Origin of the sequence: Streptomyces sp. CB02980 (genome assembly GCF_014451325.2) — a bacterium.
GTDB lineage: Bacteria > Actinomycetota > Actinomycetes > Streptomycetales > Streptomycetaceae > Streptomyces.
The window spans coordinates 686,290-703,566 of the sequence record NZ_JACSCH020000003.1 but is presented as its reverse complement, the minus strand read 5'-3'; the positions used below and the strand labels follow the sequence as shown (position 1 = coordinate 703,566).

The following is a 17,277-nucleotide window of genomic DNA, read 5'->3' as shown; positions in this document are numbered from 1 at the left end:
TCTTGCGTTTCCGACTCTATCAGATCTTTCCGATCCGATTTCCTCGGTGCTTTCCGGTCCCATTCGCTTTCGCTCCGAGCCCTTCCTGCGTTTCCGACTCTATCAGATCCTTTCGGCGTCTGATTCCCAGTCAGCGGGGTTTGTCTTTCCGGCTGTTGGGCCGTTCCGACGTCTCAAACTCTAGCGGATTTCCCCGGCGGCTCATAATCGAGCCATTCGAAATGAATTTCGGCATGCCGAAATTCTTCCCGGTGGGGAGATCGTGCGGAGTAGAGGTGCCGCTATCAGCGGCGGAGTGGTTGTCGAAGAACCGTTCCGGCTCTGTGACAACTCGGAGAACACTACGCATCCGGGAGGGGCGTGTCAACCCCCCTCAGATGGCCTCGGGGGCCTCCGTTTGGCGCCCCCGCAGGTACCTCAGTCGAGGTCCGTGAGGCGGCCGCCGGCGTCGGGCTGGGTGAGCTCCACGCGGCGGAGGAGACGGATGAGGATCTCGCCGAGGACTCCCCGCTCGTCCGAGGTGAGGTCCTGGAGCAGCTCCTCCTCGAAGTCCGTGGCCATGCGCATGGCCTCCAGCCACTTCGAGCGGCCCTCGTCGGTGAGCTCGACGATCACGCGGACGCGGTTGTTCTCGTCGCGGTCGCGGGTGACCAGGCCTTCTCCCGCCATGCGGTCGATGCGGTGGGTCATCGCGGCCGGGGTGAGGCCCAGTCGCTTGGCGAGCTCGCCCGGGCCGAGCCGGTAGGGCTCGCCGGCGAGGACCAGGGTCTTGAGGACCTCCCACTCGGCGTTGCTGATGCCGAGGTCGGCGAGCTGGCGTCCGTACGCCACGTTCATCCGTCGGTTCAGCCGGCCGAGGGCGGAGACGACCTTCTCGACCTGGGGGTCGAGGTCGCGGAACTCGCGCTGATAGGCGGCGATCTGCTCGTCGAGGCTCGGCTCCTGCGGAGCCTGCGGGCCGGACCGTTCGGGGTTGTCGGACATGGAGCCGAGTATCCCACGGGTCTCGTTGGCGTTGAAGTCCTTCGGTGTGTACTGTTAAGGCTCTAACTTTAGTGTTGAAGTCTTCAAGGTTCAGGGGTACACCTCTGAACCTGCGACCGAAGTGGGTGAGTGTGACCAAGGCGAGGGGCGCAGCGATGCGCCGTATTCAGGCAGGCAGCGCGCTGAGCGCGTTCGGACTCGGCTTCACCGTGCCGTACCTCTATGTGTACGTGGCGCAGGTGCGGGATCTGGGCGCGGCCACGGCGGGCATCGTCCTGGCCGTCTTCGCCATGGCCGCACTGGTGGTGCTGCCCTTCAGCGGGCGGGCCATCGACCGGCGGGGGCCCGTGCCGGTCCTGCTCGTCGCCTCGGTCGTCGCCGCCGTGGGTGCGGTGGCGATGGGCTTCGCGTCCAGCGTGCCCGCGGCCGTGGGGGCCGCGGCGCTGCTCGGTGCCGGTACGGCCGTGCTCCAGCCGGCGCTCGCCACGATGATCGTCTGGTGCTCGACGCCCGTCGGGCGCACCCGGGCGTTCGCGATGCAGTTCTTCCTGCAGAACCTGGGTCTGGGTGTCGGTGGTCTGATCGGCGGTCTGCTGGTCGACACCAGCCGTCCGGGCAGCTTCATCCTGCTGTTCTCTATCGAGGCGGCGATGTTCCTCGTCCTGGCGGCGATCGTCGGGACCGTGCGGATGCCCGGCTCCCCGGCGTTCCAGGGCGCCCGTCCCTCCGAGGGCGGCAAGGGCGGCGGCGTTCGCGCGCTGCTCGGGCACAAGGCCATGGTGCAGCTGTGCGTCCTCGGCTTCGTCCTCTTCTTCGCCTGCTACGGACAGTTCGAGTCGGGTCTCGCCGCGTACGGCACCGAGGCCGCCGGCATCCAGCCCTCGACGCTCGGTCTCGCGCTGGCCGCGAACACCGCGGTGATCGTGGCCGCCCAGTTCCTGGTGCTGAAGTTCGTCGAGCGCCGCAAGCGGACCCGGGTGATCGCGGCCGTCGGTCTGATCTGGACCGTGGCCTGGCTGATCGCCGGGTACGCGGGCCTCGGGCACGGCAGCCAGGCCATGGCGACGGCTGCCTTCGTCTCCACGTACGCCCTGTTCGGCCTCGGTGAGGCGATGCTGTCGCCGACCGTGGCACCGCTGGTCGCCGATCTGGCTCCGGAGTCGATGGTCGGGCAGTACAACTCGGCCTTCGCGCTGGTCAAGCAGCTGGCGCTGGCCGTCGGGCCGGCTGTCGGCGGGCCCATGGGAGCCGCGCTGCACGGTCCGTACATCGTGACGTTCGTGCTCTTCTCCCTCGGCATCACGTTCCTCGCGGTGCGGCTGGGCAAGCAGCTGACCCCGGAGCAGAACCAGCCGTCGCTCGCCGTGAAGCCGTCCCGGGTCGTGGCGCAGCACATGCCCGAGAAGGAGACCGCAGCCGCCTGACCCTAGGGGGTGGGCAGGGCGAACTCGCACCAGACGGCTTTGCCGCCGCCCGGTGTGCGGCGGCTCCCCCAGGACGAGGCGATCGTCGCGATGATCGAGATTCCGCGACCCGCCTCGTCCTCCGATTCCGCCCTGCGGCGGCGCGGCAGATGGTCGTCCCCGTCCGTGACCTCGATGATCAGGCGGCGGTCGGTGCGGCGCAGGCGCAGCCGCATGGGCGGCGTGCCGTGCTGGAGGGAGTTCGCCACCAGTTCGCTGGTGGCGAGGACGCCCAGGTCGCGCAGTTCGACCGGGAAACGCCAGGACGACAGGACCCCGGAGGCGAACGCACGCGCGCGGGGAGCGGCCTCCACGCCGCCGAGGAGTTCCAGGGCCGCGTTGTGGAAGAGCTCCGCGTCCGCCCCCTTGCGGGACGGGTGCTGGACGACCAGGACGGCCACGTCGTCGTCGTGCTCCGCGGTGACCCCCAGGGAACGGAGCAGCCGGTCGCAGACGACCTGCGGGGTGCCGCTGGCGCCGGAGAGCGCGCGGGCCAGGGCGGCGACGCCCTCGTCGATGTCCTCGCGGCGCCGCTCGACCAGACCGTCGGTGTAGAGGACCGCGGTCGAGCCGGGCGGCAGGGCGATGGAGCCGGAGGCGTGCAGCCAGCCGCCCGTGCCGAGCGGCGGGCCCGTCGGGTCCTCGGCGCACCGGACACTGCCGTCCTCGTCCCGGACGAGGATCGGGAGGTGCCCCGCGGAGGCGTAGACCAGCTTCCCCTCGTTGGGGTCGTGGATCGCGTACACACAGGTGGCGATCTGGCTGGCGTCGATCTCGGCGGCGAGGCCGTCGAGGAGCTGGAGCACCTCGTGCGGGGGCAGGTCCAGGCGCGCGTAGGCCCGGACGGCGGTGCGGAGCTGGCCCATGACGGCGGCGGCGCGCACCCCCCGGCCCATCACGTCGCCGATGACGAGCGCGGTGCGTCCCGCGCCGAGGGTGATCACGTCGTACCAGTCGCCGCCGACGGCCGCGTCGGTGCCGCCGGGCTGGTAGGTGGCGGCGATCCGCAGGTCGTCGGGCTGCTCCAGGTCCTGCGGGAGCAGCGAGCGCTGGAGGGTGACGGCGGTCTCGCGGTGGCGGCGCTCGCTGGCCCGCAGCCGCTCGGCGGCCTCCGCGTGGTCGGTGACGTCCGCGGCGTGGACGAGGACTCCGCCGCCTTCGAGCTGTGCGCTGTCCACGGGCAGGCACGTCACCGTGTACGAGCCGCCGTCCTGGGTGCGGCGGGACTTGACCGTACGGGGCTTGCCGCTGCGCAGCACCTGGTCCATGAGGGGCAGCAGGCCGAGCTCCTCCGCCTCCGGGCAGGTGTCGGCGACGGGCACGCCCGCGGGGCGGGGGCCGAAGGCGGCGGCATAGGCGTCGTTGACGTACGCGATGCGGTGCTCCGGGCCGTACGCGAGGGCGACCAGGCCGGGGAGCCGGCCCAGGAGCTCCCGTACGGAGAAGTCCTCCAGGGCGGGTACGTCGACGGGCTCGCCGGTCTCGGCGGCCTCGTGGGCGAGGTGCTCCAGCTGCTGCGCGTACTCACCGCGGGCGGCGGGCACGGAGCCTTCGGTCCCCCGCGCCGCGCGGCGCTGTGTACCGGGGAGCCGGGCGCTCCAACGGGTGAAGTTCACGGATCTCTATGCCTCGTGGTGTCGGTGCCGTGCAGAGTCACGCTGTGCAGGTGTGAGCCCACCTATGGTCACACGTCCAGTGTGGACGAGTGCACTGACAGTGATGTCAGGACGACGGCTTGTCGCCGTGGTCGGGTGGCGGAGCGGCGGCGAGTTCGAATTCGGCGCGGGGGTGTTCCAGCGACCCCAGGGAGACGATCTCCCGTTTGAACAGGCCGGACAGGGTCCATTCGGCGAGGACCCGGGCCTTGCGGTTGAAGGTGGGCACCCGGCTCAGGTGGTAGGCGCGGTGCATGAACCAGGCCGGATATCCCTTGAGTTTCCGTCCGTAGACGTGGGCGACGCCCTGGTGGAGGCCCAGGGACGCGACGGAACCGGCGTACGCGTGCGCGTACTGCTTGAGCGGCTGCCCCCGCAGGGAGGCCGCGATGTTCTCGGCGAGGACCTTGGCCTGGCGGACGGCGTGCTGCGCGTTGGGCGCGCACTCCTTGCCGGGTTCCTTCGAGGTCACGTCGGGGACGGCGGCGGCGTCACCGGCGGCCCAGGCGTGGGCGACGCCCTCGACGGCGAGCTCGGCCGTGCAGCGGAGCCGGCCGCGCTCGTTCAGCGGCAGGTCGGTCGCGGCGAGCACGGGGGCGGGCTTGACGCCCGCGGTCCAGACGATGGTGCGGGTGGGCAGCCGGGTGCCGTCGCTGAGGACCGCGATCCGGTCCTCGCAGGATTCGAGGCGGGTCTCCAGGCGTACGTCGATGTTCCGGCCGCGCAGCTCGCGGATGGCGTACCTGCCCATCTCCTCGCCCACCTCGGGCAGGATGCGGTCCGAGGCCTCGACGAGGACCCAGCGCAGGTCCTCGGGCTTGACGTTGTGGTAGTACCGCGCCGCGTAGCGGGCCATGTCCTCCAGCTCGGCGAGCGCCTCCACGCCCGCGTAGCCCCCGCCGACGAAGACGAAGGTCAGGGAGGCGTCGCGGATGGCGGGGTCACGGGTCGAGGAGGCGATGTCCATCTGCTCGATGACGTGGTTGCGCAGGCCGATGGCCTCCTCCACGGTCTTGAAGCCGATGCCGTGGTCGGCGAGGCCGGGGACCGGGAGCGTGCGGGAGACCGAGCCCGGCGCGATGACCAGCTCGTCGTACGTGAGGTCGACGGCGCCGGTGCCCTCCTCGGCGGTCGCGAGGGTGGAGAGGGTCGCGGTCCGCTTGGCGTGGTCGACGGAGAGGACCTCGCCGATGACGATCCGGCAGCGGTCGAGGACCCGGCGGAGCGGCACGACGACATGCCGCGGGGAGATCGAGCCGGCGGCGGCCTCGGGCAGGAACGGCTGGTACGTCATGTACGGCTCGGGGGTGACCACCACGATCTCGGCGTCGCCGGCTCTCAGCTCGGCCCTGAGCTGCCGCTGGAGGCGCAGCGCGGTGTACATGCCGACGTAGCCACCGCCGACCACGAGAATGCGCGCAGGTTCCGTCACTGTCCCATGACGCACCGCCGTCCGTGGTTTGTCCACAGCCCCGGCAAATTGTGTGACCGGAGGGGTACGGAGGCGCGGGGTGGCGCGCAAGGGGAGTACGGGTGCAACGGCGCAGGTCAGGGTGGACGAGTCGGGTTCGATGGAGGGTCGGAATCGGGAGTGTTCCCCTCCTTGCTCCGATCGGGGGGCGCACCGTACGGAACTCCCCCTTCTGAATTGACCCGGACTCAACTATGTTCGTACCTCGTCGGGGTGTCGGATGGGAGCGCGTGGACCGAAGCGCTCGCCACCGGAAGCCCCGTTTCAGGGCGGGGAGTCTCCGGGGGGAGACATCATGAGCGGGGGAACGCTTATGCATATTCAGGATTCACGATGGCAGACGGGCGTCGGGACGGCGACCGTGGACGACGGCCCGCACGCAGGCCTGGGCGGCTCCGAGCGCAACGGCGCACCGGTGTCCGGCAGGTCCGCGCCGCTGCGGGTGGACGCCCAGCGCAATCTGGAGCATGTCCTGCGCGCCGCGCGCGAGGTGTTCGGCGAGCTCGGTTACGGGGCTCCGATGGAGGACGTGGCGCGCCGCGCCCGCGTCGGTGTCGGCACCGTCTACCGCCGCTTCCCGAGCAAGGACGTGCTGGTCAGGCGGATAGCCGAGGAGGAGACCTCCCGGCTGACCGAGCAGGCGCGGGCCGCGCTCGGCCAGGAGGACGAGCCGTGGTCGGCGCTCTCCCGGTTCCTGCGGACCTCGGTGGCCTCGGGCGCGGGCCGGCTCCTTCCGCCGCAGGTGCTGCGGGTGGGCGTCGACGACGTCACGGTGCTGCCGCTCGGCGGCGACTCCCAGGACGCGGGCGACGCGGCGCGGGTGCCGCACCAGCGGGTCATCGGCGAGCAGACCGACGCGCGCGTGGTCGCGCCGCGGGCCGTACCGGCCGAGGAGAAGGACGACGCGGGCGCCGCGGAGCTCCTCGAGGTGGTCGGCCGGCTGGTCGACCGGGCGCGTGAGGCGGGTGAGCTGCGGACCGACGTGACCGTGGCCGACGTCCTCCTCGTCATCGCCACGGCCGCTCCGGCGCTGCCGGACGCGGTGCAGCAGGCGGCGGCCTCGACGCGTCTCCTCGACATCCTGCTCGAAGGGCTGCGCTCCCGGTAGGAGTCGGTCGACTCCCCGCGCCCCGGCGCGGGCCGGGGTCTTCTTGGTCCGGGCGGATCAACGAGCATGACACGAACGTGTGAGCGGTTACGCCCGGATACACGAAGTCGCCCCGGATGAGTGGTAAGTGGACGCGGCGCTTCGGCGTGCCCGCGCTCTGTGGCACGCTTGGCCGGTGTTCGGGTCCGAGCGTGCGTACGGGGGCTTCCGCGATGAGCGGTGACAGTCGGGACGAGCCGCTGGGCGGCCCCGCCGAGGCGGGGAGCCCGCCCTCCCGGCAGGTGCCGAGCCAGGGTGGGCCGGGAGGCCTCTCCGGCACACCGGACATGGCCGGAGCGGGTTCCCTGGGCGCGGGTTCGGCCGGTGCGGGTTCGGCCGGTGCGGGTTCGGCCGGTGCCGTGGGCGCCGTCGAGCCGCTCGACCCGAGTGTGCCGCAGCAGCGCGAGGGCAAGGCCTCCGGGTGGGGCGCCGGTTCCGGAACGGGCACCGGGTTCGACCCGACCCGGACCGATCCCGCCGCCGAGGACCACCACGAGCACGACACCGTCCTTCCGCCGCCCGTCGAACTGCCGCCCTCCGACTCCGAGCTCGTCCAGCTCATGCGGGACGGCGACGGCTCCGCGTACGAGGAACTCTTCCGCAGACACTCCGACGCCGTGCGCCGGTACGCCAGGACCTGCTGCCGGGACGCCCACACCGCCGACGACCTGACCGCCGAGGTCTTCGCCCGCACCCTCCAGGCGGTCCGCGGCGGAGCCGGGCCCGAACAGGCCGTACGCGCCTATCTGATGACCACCGTCCGGCGCGTCGCCGCGAACTGGACGAGGACCCAGAGGCGGGAGCACCTCGTCGAGGACTTCGCGGTGTTCGCGGACGAGGCCGCCCGCTCCTCCGAGGTCTCGGACCAGACCGCGTCCTTCGGGGCGGGGCTCGACCTCGGCGCCGACGTCCTGGCCATGCACGAGGCCGAGCAGTCGCTCGCCATGCAGGCCTTCCGCTCGCTGCCCGAGCGCTGGCAGGCCGTGCTGTGGCACACCACCGTCGAGGAGGAGTCCCCCAGTGAGGTGGCACCGCTCTTCGGCCTGACCGCCAACGCCACGGCCGTACTCGCCAGCCGCGCCCGCGAAGGCCTCAAGCAGGCCTACCTCCAGGCCCACGTCAGCCAGTCCCTGACGGCCGGCGGCGACTGCGCCCGCTACGCCGACCGGCTCGGCGCCTACGCGCGCGGCGGTCTGCGGATGCGCGCCGAACGGGGACTGCGCAAACACCTGGACGAGTGCGCCAAGTGCCGGCTCGCCGCCGGTGAGCTCGCCCATGTCAACGCCGGGATCCCCGCGCTGCTTCCGGTCGCCGTCATCGGCTGGTTCGCCGCCGGCTACTCGCTCAAGGCCGCCGGCGTCGTCGCTGGTGGCGCCGTCGGCGCGGGTGCGGCCGGTGCCGCGGCCGCCGCCACCGGGTCCTCCGGCGGAGCGGCCTCCGGCGGCCCCGCCGCCGAGGCACTCGGCGCGCCCGCCAAGGCCGGCATCGCGGCCGCCGTGGCGGTCGCCGCGGCCGCCGGCCTCGTCTGGGCGATGGCCGGGGATCCACAGCCCGTGGCCGCGCCCAGACCCACCCAGCCCGTCGTCACCCCCGTCGTACCGGCGGAGCCCGCGCCGCCGCCGAAGCCGACGCCGAAGCCCGTACCGCCGCCCCCGCCCGTGACGTCCGAGCCGCCGCCGCCCACGCCGACGCCGACGCCCACGCCCCCTCCCGCGAAGCCCACGCCGAAGCCGACGCCCGCGAAGCCGTCACCCAAGCCGAAGCCGCCGCCGAAGCCCAGCCCCACGCCGACGCCCACGCCCACGCCGACGCCCAGTCCCGAGAAGCCCTCGCCGAAGCCGACTCCGCCGCCCGCCCCGCCGAGGGTCTACCAGGTCAACGAGCTGGACTACGGGATCTTCGGCGACGGCACGAAGCCCGAGGTCGCCCTCTCCGACAGCAGCTGGATGTGGCAGCGCGACAACCTGTCCATCGGCGGCACCCCGTACGCGCACGGGGTGAGCGTCCACGCGCCCTCGTCCCTGCTGATCGACCTCAACCGGCAGTGCACGAGTTACGACGCGATCGTCGGCGTCGACGACCTGAGCGCCCTGCTGGGCGTCGGCGGCGTCCGGTTCTCCGTGTACGGGGACGAGGAGCGGCTCTGGCGCTCCGACGTGGTCCGGGCCGGCGACCCGCCGGTCCCGGTGCACGTCGACGTGTCCGGCCGCAGCACGATCCGGCTGGTGGTGGAGGAGCACACACCGTTCGGGCGGGCCGCGGTCGCCGACTGGGCGCAGTCCCGGATCAGCTGCTCCTGACGGTCCCGTCCGGCCCCGATCCGTCCGGCCCCGATCCGTCCGGCCCCGATCCGTCCGGTCCGGGCCGCTCGATGGCGGTCTCCGCGAGGGCCAGCACCTCGTCGACGCCGAGGCCCTCGCCCGCCGCGCGGGCGGCGGCGACGCCCGGCGGGCCGAGTGCCGCGAGCGCGCGGTCGGTCACGTCCTGGAGGTCCCTCAGTCCGGGGACCGAGCGGGGCAGCTCGGTGCGCCAGCCCTCGACGGCCGTCATGATCGTGACCGCCAGGGCGGGTTCGCCCGACGAGGACAGGACGACCGCGAGGCAATCCCCCAGGCCCGAGACGAAGAACTCCGCGCACTGCGCGTCCCGCGCGCCGCGCAGCGCCTCGGTGGCCGTGGCGACAGCGGACGCCCGCCCCTCGCCCGCCTCGACACGCGCGGACAGCCCCACGAACGCCGCCTCGAAGTGCGGTGGGGGCGCCCCGGTCGCGATCGTGCGGCCCGCCTCCTCCAGCTGGGCGCGGGCCTCCGCGACCTCGCCGCGGTACAGGGCAACGCCGGCCCGCAGGAAGCAGACGAACACGCCGGTGTCCCGCACGAGGTAGCGCTCCGCCTCCCGGGCGGCCTCGTCGAGCCCCTTCTCCGCGGCCTCCATGTCCCCCGTGTGATAGGCGAGTTCGGCCAGGCGGGCGAGGAGGAACGGGGACTCGGCGTGTGCGCCGACCTCACGGGCCAGCCGGAGGGCCTCCTCGTACGCCTCCCCGGCCTCCTCGGTGCGGCCGCGCAGCATATTGGCCTCGCCCACCGCGCTCGCGATCTGGGCACCCATCCAGCGGTCGCCGACGCTCCGGGCGAGGTCGCGGAGCTCGGCCAGGTCGTCGTCGATGCCGGGCATGCCGCCGGGCATGTCGACGACCATGTGCGTACGGAACATGAGGCTGACGCCGACCTCCCAGTCGCCGCCGTGGCGGCGGCAGTTGGCGACGGCCTCGTCGAGGAGGGCGCGGACCACGGCCGGTTCCTCGGTGAGGTACGCGGTGAACGGCCAGAGCAGGCCGGGGAACCGGGCGCCCTCGGGGCCGGGCGGCTCGCCGAACGCCGAGCGCACACGGCGGGCGAGCGCGAGCGCCTCCGGTTCCTCGAAGTCCCGCAGCGTGCGGCTCTCCACCTCCAGGAAGAACTGCAGCATGCGCAGCCGCATCCGGGGCCAGTAGCGGGGGTCGTCGGGGTCGGCCGGGTCGTCGCCGAGCGCGACCGCGCGAACGACCCAGGTCAGGCCTTCGGGACGGTAGTTGCGCAGCCACCAGAACCAGCCCATGGCGAAGATCAGGCGGTGGGCGGCGGCCTCGTCGGGTGAGGTGACGACGGTGCGGTGCAGGGCGGCGCGGATGTTGTCCAGATCGCGCTCGATCCGCTCGATCCACGGGAGCTGCTCGGCCGAGCGGAGTTTCGGCTCGGCGGTCTCGGCGAGGGCCGCGAAGTGGGCGGTGTGGGCGGCCTCGGCGGCGGCGAGGACCGCCGGGGTCTCGGCGGCGCGCTCGACCGCGTACTCGTGGATGGTCTCCAGGAGCCGGTAGCGCATCTCGCCGCCCTCGGTGGGGGTGGCGACGACGAGGGACTTGTCGACCAGGGCTCCGAGCGGGTCCGCCGCGCGCGGGGAGAGGGCCTCCGCGGCGGCGAGGTCCCAGCCGCCCGCGAAGACCGACACCTGGCGGAGCAGGGTGCGCTCCTCGGGATCGAGCAGGTCCCAGGACCAGTCGACGACCGCGCGGAGCGTCTGCTGGCGGGGCAGGACCGTGCGGGAGCCGGAGGTGAGGAGACGGAAGCGGTCGTCGAGGCGGTCGGCGATCTGGCGCGGGGTGAGCAGCCGGAGACGGGCGGCGGCCAGTTCGATGGCGAGGGGCAGGCCGTCGAGGCGGCGGCAGATCTCGTCGACGGCGGCGCCGCCGTCCCGGGTGAGGTCGACATCGGGGCGTACGGCGCGGGCGCGCTCGGCGAAGAGGCGGTGCGCGGGGTCCGGCGGCAGGGGTTCGAGGGGGCGGACCGACTCCCCCGGGACGCCGAGGGGTTCGCGGCTCGTGGCGAGGATGCGGAGCTGCGGGCAGTCGGTGAGGAGGGTCTCGGCGAGGGCGGCGGCCGCGTCGATCACGTGCTCGCAGTTGTCGAGGACGAGGAGGAAGGGGCGGCGGGCGAGGTGCTCGACGAGATGGGCCGTGGGGTCGTCCTGGAGGGTCACGCCCTCCCGGGTGATCAGGTTGACCTCGCGCAGCCGGAGCGCGGAGAGGACGGCGCCGGGGACGGCCTCGGGGTCGTCGAGCGGGGCGAGTTCGGCGATCCAGGCGGAGGGGGCGAGGGGGTCGGGGGTGTCGGGGGTGTCGGGAGTGCCGAGGGTGTCGGGAATGCCGAGGGTGTCGGCCGGGGCGAAGACCCTCAGGGCGGCCTCCTCGGCGAGCCGGGTCTTGCCGGAGCCGCCGGGGCCGGTGAGCGTGACGAGGCGGAAGCGGTCCAGATCGGCGTGGATCGCGGCCAGCTCGGGCTCCCGGCCGACGAAGGAGGTGAGGCGGGGGCGAATGTTGCCGGGGGTGGGGGTGGAGGTGGCCGGGGGCGTCGGGGGACGCGCGTGGTCCGGCGGTGATGTCGGCCGCGGGCCGGCAGCGCTCGGCGGCCCCCACGGGGTGCCCGTACGCGCAGACGTCGGGGCAGGGATCGGGGGCGGACCCGCGAGGAGCTCCCGGTGGAGGGCGGCGAGTTCGGGGCCGGGGTCGGCGCCGAGGGCGTCCGCGAGGGTACGGCGGGCCGACTCGAAGGCGGCGAGGGCGTCGGCGTGCCGGCCCTCGGCCCGCAGGGCGCGGATGAGCTGGGCGTGGAAGGCCTCGTCGTACGGGTACGTGGTGGTGAGTCCGGTCAGCTCCGGTACGAGTCCGTCGGTGGCGCCCCTGCGCAGATCGGCCTCGACGCGCTGCCGCAGCGCCGCGAGCCGCTGGGCCTCGGGGCGGACGCCTGCCGGGTCGGACAGGTCGGCGAGGGCGGGCCCCCGGAAGAGGCCGAGGGCCGGGCGGAGCAGGGCCGCGGCCTTCTCCGGTTCGCCGGCGTCGAGGTGGGCGGCCGCGTCCTGGACGTGGCGCTCGAAGACGTACAGGTCGATGTCCTCGGGGGCGGCGACGAGCCGGTAGCCGGGGCCGGGGGTGGAGGCGACGGCGTCGCTGCCGATGATCCGCCGGAGGCGGCCGACGAGGGCCTGGAGGGCGGCGGGGGCGTCCTGCGGCGGGGAGTCCCCGTACACGTCGTCGGCGAGCTCGGTGACGGACGCGGCGCGTCCGCCGCGCAGCGCGAGCGCGGCGAGCAGCGCCCGCAGCCGGGCGCCGCCGACGGGGAGGCGGCGGCCGAGGGGGTCGAGGGCCTCGGTGGTGCCGAGGATGAGATACCGCACCGGCTCATTGTGTCCGGTGGCCGTTGCGTGCGCCTCGGGGTTTACCCTGGCGCGCCCTCGGGGTCCGGCCGTCGGAAGGCCGAGGTGTCCAGGGCGAAGCCGAGGGGGTGAGGTAGCGCGACGACTGTCCCCAGCTTGTGGACGGACTTGTGGCCGAAGTCGTCGCCGGAGGGTTCGGAGCCCACGACGGCTTCACCCGCCTCGCGGTCGATCAGCAGGTAGAGGGGGATGCCCCCGCGCGCGTAGGCCCGGATCATGGCGACTCCTCTCCCGGTCAGGGTTTCACGCCGGGAGGGACCTCGTCGCCGGGATCAGGGGGCCCTGGACCGCGCGGTGGGCGCGGGGTTCTGTGGTGTTGGTCCAGCAGGAGCCCCGGCGGGACATGAGGCGGCGGAGCCAGAGTTCGGTGGAGACGAGGTCGGCGAGGCCGTCGAGCGGGACGGGGGCGCCGTCGGCCGCCGTGCGGAGGGCCTCGCGGACCACGCGGGCCTCGATCAGGCCCGCGTCGGCGAGCAGCGGGGCGTCGAAGAGGGCGATCAGGTGGGGGAGCGCCGCGCGCAGGCCCGCGCGCGTGGCGCCGGCCGGGACCGCGGGGTGGGGGGCGCCCCAGCCCGGGGGGAGGTCGTGGATGCCGGCGCCGGACAGGACCGTGCGCAGAACGCCCGCGCGGGCGTCCGGCTGGACCCGGAGCGATTCCGGGAGGGCGCGGCAGGCCCGGACGACCTGGTTGTCGAGGAAGGGGGCGTGCAGGCGCTGGCCGCGGATCTCCGCGGCCTGTTCCAGGACCCGGTGGTCGGCCGCCGCACGCACGAGCGCGGCACGCGCGCGTGCTTCGCCCGGGCGCTGGACGGAGGTCGGCAGTGTCGCCGCCCGGTTCAGGCGAACCGATACTTCAGCCAGTGCCTCCCCCGTCAGCCACCGCGCCGCGGGCCCCGGACGGGACCAGGTGAGCGCCGAGAGGGACGCCTCCAGGGGGCCGAAGCCGTCCGGAGCCGTACGGTTCGCCTCGAGGACCCGCTGGGCGGCCGCCTCCAGGCCCGTCCGGTACGGGGTACGGGCCAGCCTCCGCGCCGCCCGGTACACCGTCAGCGGCACCAGGAACGAGCCCGCCGACGGCCCCGAGGCCTTCGCGAGCGCCGTCACCGGACGCACCAGCGAGCGGCGTCTGCGGTCCATCAGGAGGTCCGCGAGGCGCGCCGGGTGCGCGTCCAGGACCTGCTTGGCGCCCATGCCGGTGAAGTGGTCGGCGCTGCCGCCCGCGAGCCGTCTCCGGTGCCGTTCGGCCGTCACGAGGGAGGGCCCCGGCTCGTCCGTGAGCGGCCCGTCCAGCGCGGCGTACGGGAGCGCCTCCTCGCCGCCCGCGACGACCACGTGATGCAGCCGCGGGTCGGCCGCGATCGCCCCCGCCCGCTTCAGCTCGTCCTCCCGGTCCGAACCCGCGCGCGTGGCCAGGTCGTTGAAGGTGACGGCGAGCAGCCGCTCCCCCGCGCCCGTGCCCTGCCCGGTGATCGTGCCCGGCACCCCGGGGAGGCCCGCCGCGAGCAGCGCGAGCGTGCCGGAGGCGCTGCCGCCCGACAGGTCGGCGCCGATGCCGGGCGCCGGGCCCGCGCCCCGGGCCGCGCGCCGGTCGGCCGGGCCCATGCCGGGCACCGGGCCCGGGTCGGGCAGCGGGGACTCGGGCGCGTGCCGCGGGGCGGTGAGCCGCGCTCGTACGGCTTCGATCAGGGCGTCCCTGACCCCCTCGACGGCCTGCCGGGGATCGGCCTCGGCCGCCGCGACCGCGAGCGAGGCGACCTGCTCGTACCCGGTGATCTCGCGCGAGCCCTCCCGCAGGATCAGCGCGTGACCCGGCGGCACCCGCCTGACCCCCTCGTACGGGGTGGAGTCGCGCAGCGCCTCCGGGGTCTCGGGGCAGGCGAGGAGCGCCGCGAGATGGCCGATGTCGAGCTGGGCCTCGACCAGGTCGGCGAGCGGAAGGGCGGCGGTGGCGAAGGCGGTGCCGCCGGCCCACGGGGTGTGGAACACGGGCCGGGCGCCCGCGAGATCACCGGTGACGGTGACCCGGCGGCCGGCCTTGACGACCGCGGTGTAGCTGCCGGGCCAGGCCGTGAGATGCCGCAACGCGCCCCCGCGCGCGGTGAGCAGGCCGATCCGCAGTTCCTCGTCGCTCGCGGCGCAACAGCCGAGGACGGCGAGACGGGTGTGGTCGTCGACGGCCACGACCCGCACCTCGTCGGGACGCCAGTCGCCGACCGCCCACAGCGGATCGGGGTCGCCCCAGAGGAGTTGTGCGCCGACCGGTTGCACCGTGCGCCCCTCGGTGGCGGCCGCGTGGCCGGAGCCGTAGCCGGGGCCTGAGCCCGAACCGTAGCCGGCGTTCGAGCCCGAGCCCGAGACGTACCCGGCGCCTGAGCCGGAGCCGTAGCCGGGGCCTGAGCCCGAACCGTAGCCGGCGCTCGAGCCCGAGCCCGAGACGTACCCGGCGCCTGAGCCGGAGCCGTAGCCGGGGCCTGAGCCCGAACCGTAGCCGGCGCTCGAGCCCGAGCCCGAGACGTACCCGGCGCCTGAGCCGGAGCCGTATCCGCCGCCGTACGAGCCGCTCACCGAGCCCGCCCGGGCCCCGGCCGTCGTTGCGAAGCCCGCGGCGACACTGCTCCAGCCCACCAGCCATCGCATCGGCGCCTCCACATCCGTTTCGGTGGGAGACATGCTGCCACGACAACGGCGCACGGGGCGGAGTCCGGGTGCACGCGCGTGAAAGCCGAATGCGCCCCTGGCATGGGCCAGTTGAACACCGGCGTCATTCGGCCAAATATCGCCCCTCGCCGGGTGGTCGTGGAAGCGTCCGGGGCACCTGCCCACGCACACCGCTTCACACCGGCCACCGGCAGCCCGGGAGGCGCTCCCGCCTCCCGGCGCCGTCCGCCGCCCGCGGGGAATGGGGCGGCGGTATCCCCCAGCCCACTGGTCCGGGACACTTTCCCGGCCGAGCGGGCCGACCCACGCGCTACTCATGGAAGCGCTCCCCCGGCCACGCCGAGAGAGCGCACGGCCGGGCGCACGGCCACACGGCGGGAGCACGAGCCGGTCCGCCGGGCCCGGCTGTCGGCCTTTCACACAACAATCTCGCCATACGGAACACCGCCCCTTAACGGTAGGGATGCGGCGAACTACGCTGTGTTTACGAATGCCGCACGCCTATGCCCGGCGTCGTGGCGGCCGTCTGGGTTGTCGAGGGGTGGCGTCATGTCCAGGGAGCAACGCGGGCCGAACGAAAAGCTCGGCACGGTTCTCGCCCTCGCGGGAATCAGCAACGCCGGGCTGGCCCGGCGCGTCAACGACCTCGGTGCGCAACGGGGCCTGACGCTTCGATACGACAAGACCTCGGTCGCCCGGTGGGTGTCGAAGGGCATGGTGCCGCAGGGCGCCGCGCCGCATCTGATCGCCGCCGCGATCGGGCAGAAGCTCGGCCGGCCCGTGCCGCTGCACGAGATCGGGCTCGCCGACGCCGACCCCGCGCCCGAGGTGGGCCTCGCCTTCCCGCGTGACGTGGGCGAGGCGGTGCGCTCCGCGACCGACCTGTACCGGCTGGATCTCGCCGGGCGGCGGGCCGGCGGTGGCGGGATCTGGCAGTCGCTCGCCGGCTCCTTCGCGGTGAGCGCGTACGCGACGCCCGCGTCCCGCTGGCTGATAACCCCGGCCGACCCGTCGGTGGAGCGCGAGGCACCGCGCCCGCCGGGGGCCGGGAACACGGGCGGGGGCGCCACGGGCGGCGCGGCGACCGCCCCGGCCGCCACCGAGTACGTGCGCGTGGGGCACAGCGACGTCGCCAAGCTCCGCGAGGCCGCCGAGGACGCACGCCGCTGGGACTCCAAGTACGGCGGCGGGGACTGGCGTTCGTCCATGGTCCCCGAGTGCTTACGCGTGGACGCGGCCCCGCTGCTGCTCGCCTCGTACTCCGACGAGGTCGGCCGGGCCCTGTTCGGCGCGACCGCCGAGCTCACCCGGCTCGCCGGCTGGATGGCCTTCGACACCGGGCAGCAGGAGGCCGCCCAGCGCTACTACATCCAGGCGCTGCGGCTCGCCCGCGCCGCCGCCGACGTACCCCTCGGCGGCTACGTCCTCGCCTCGATGTCCCTCCAGGCCACCTACCGGGGCTTCGCCGACGAGGGCGTCGACCTCGCCCAGGCCGCGCTCGAGCGGAACCGGGGTCTTGCCACCGCCCGCACCATGTCCTTCTTCCGGCTCGTCGAGGCACGCGCGCACGCGAAGGCCGGTGACGGGGTCGCCGCGGCGGCCGCGCTCAAGTCCGCCGAGGGCTGGCTGGAGCGCTCCCGCGAGGGCGACGGCGACCCGACCTGGCTGGGCTTCTACTCGTACGACCGGTTCTGCGCCGACGCCGCCGAGTGCTACAGCGACCTGAAGGCGCCGCGCGAGGTGCGCCGCTTCACCGAGCAGGCGCTCTCGCGGCCGACGGAGGAGTTCGTCCGCTCGCACGGGCTGCGGCTGGTGGTCTCCGCCGTCGCCGAGCTGGAGTCGGGCAATCTGGACGCGGCCTGCGCGGCGGGCACGCGCGCGGTGGAGGTGGCGGGGCGGATCTCGTCGGCGCGGACGACGGAGTACGTACGGGATCTGCTGCACCGGCTCGAACCGTACGGGGACGAGCCCCGGGTCATGGAGCTGCGGGAGCGGGCCAGGCCGCTGCTCGTCACACCGGCGTGAGGGGCGGGGGCGCCGCTCGTCGCCCCCGCCGCGAGGGGCGTGACGTGAGCCGGCACGACCCGCGCCGGCACGACCCTCGTCGGCGTGACATGCCCGTGCGCGACCCGCGTCGGCGTGACCTGCGTC

10 protein-coding genes are annotated in these 17,277 nt (G+C 74.1%); 4 read left to right on the top strand and 6 right to left on the bottom strand.

Annotated features, from left to right (window positions below):
* Positions 1-417 precede the first annotated feature (417 nt).
* A complete protein-coding gene (locus E0F75_RS10195) occupies positions 418-984 on the bottom strand; it encodes a MarR family winged helix-turn-helix transcriptional regulator (protein WP_030318311.1) in 567 nt (188 codons plus the stop codon).
* A 155-nt stretch (positions 985-1,139) separates the two neighbouring features.
* Here E0F75_RS10195 and E0F75_RS10190 point away from each other — a divergent pair, with 155 nt between their 5' ends.
* Positions 1,140-2,408, top strand: coding sequence for an MFS transporter (locus E0F75_RS10190; RefSeq protein ID WP_187622133.1), 1,269 nt, complete (start codon positions 1,140-1,142; stop codon positions 2,406-2,408).
* Positions 2,409-2,410: 2 nt separating this feature from the next.
* Here the strand turns inward: E0F75_RS10190 and E0F75_RS10185 are convergent, their stop codons facing one another.
* Both E0F75_RS10185 and E0F75_RS10180 read right to left on the bottom strand, forming a co-directional pair.
* Positions 2,411-4,063: a SpoIIE family protein phosphatase gene (locus E0F75_RS10185; RefSeq protein ID WP_187622132.1), complete on the bottom strand. Its 1,653-nt coding sequence runs from the start codon at positions 4,061-4,063 to the stop codon at positions 2,411-2,413.
* A 106-nt stretch (positions 4,064-4,169) separates the two neighbouring features.
* Positions 4,170-5,534 carry an FAD-dependent oxidoreductase gene (locus E0F75_RS10180; protein WP_187622131.1) on the bottom strand — a complete coding sequence of 455 codons (1,365 nt, stop codon included), beginning with the start codon at positions 5,532-5,534 and terminating at the stop codon, positions 4,170-4,172.
* 352 nt (positions 5,535-5,886) lie between these two features.
* Here E0F75_RS10180 and E0F75_RS10175 point away from each other — a divergent pair, with 352 nt between their 5' ends.
* Positions 5,887-6,681, top strand: coding sequence for a TetR/AcrR family transcriptional regulator (locus tag E0F75_RS10175; protein ID WP_229312614.1), 795 nt, complete (start codon positions 5,887-5,889; stop codon positions 6,679-6,681).
* Positions 6,682-6,893: 212 nt separating this feature from the next.
* Positions 6,894-9,020, top strand: coding sequence for a sigma-70 family RNA polymerase sigma factor (locus E0F75_RS10170; protein WP_187622129.1), 2,127 nt, complete (start codon positions 6,894-6,896; stop codon positions 9,018-9,020).
* Here the strand turns inward: E0F75_RS10170 and E0F75_RS10165 are convergent.
* From E0F75_RS10165 to E0F75_RS10155, 3 genes are read right to left on the bottom strand one after another with little or no spacing between them, the layout of a single operon-like run.
* On the bottom strand, positions 9,007-12,429 hold the full coding sequence (locus tag E0F75_RS10165) for a BTAD domain-containing putative transcriptional regulator (protein ID WP_187622128.1): 3,423 nt from the start codon (positions 12,427-12,429) through the stop codon (positions 9,007-9,009). The two genes, E0F75_RS10170 and E0F75_RS10165, sit on opposite strands and share 14 nt — an antisense overlap.
* 41 nt (positions 12,430-12,470) lie before the next feature.
* The gene (locus E0F75_RS10160) at positions 12,471-12,686 is read right to left on the bottom strand and encodes a hypothetical protein (protein WP_187622127.1); all 216 of its coding nucleotides are present in this window, start codon (positions 12,684-12,686) and stop codon (positions 12,471-12,473) included.
* A gap of 25 nt (positions 12,687-12,711) precedes the next feature.
* Positions 12,712-15,138: an asparagine synthase-related protein gene (locus tag E0F75_RS10155; RefSeq protein WP_229312613.1), complete on the bottom strand. Its 2,427-nt coding sequence runs from the start codon at positions 15,136-15,138 to the stop codon at positions 12,712-12,714.
* Positions 15,139-15,675: 537 nt separating this feature from the next.
* Here E0F75_RS10155 and E0F75_RS10150 point away from each other — a divergent pair.
* Positions 15,676-17,151 (top strand): MFS transporter, encoded by a 1,476-nt coding sequence (locus E0F75_RS10150; protein ID WP_187622126.1) that lies wholly within the window; start codon positions 15,676-15,678, stop codon positions 17,149-17,151.
* Positions 17,152-17,277 lie beyond the last annotated feature (126 nt).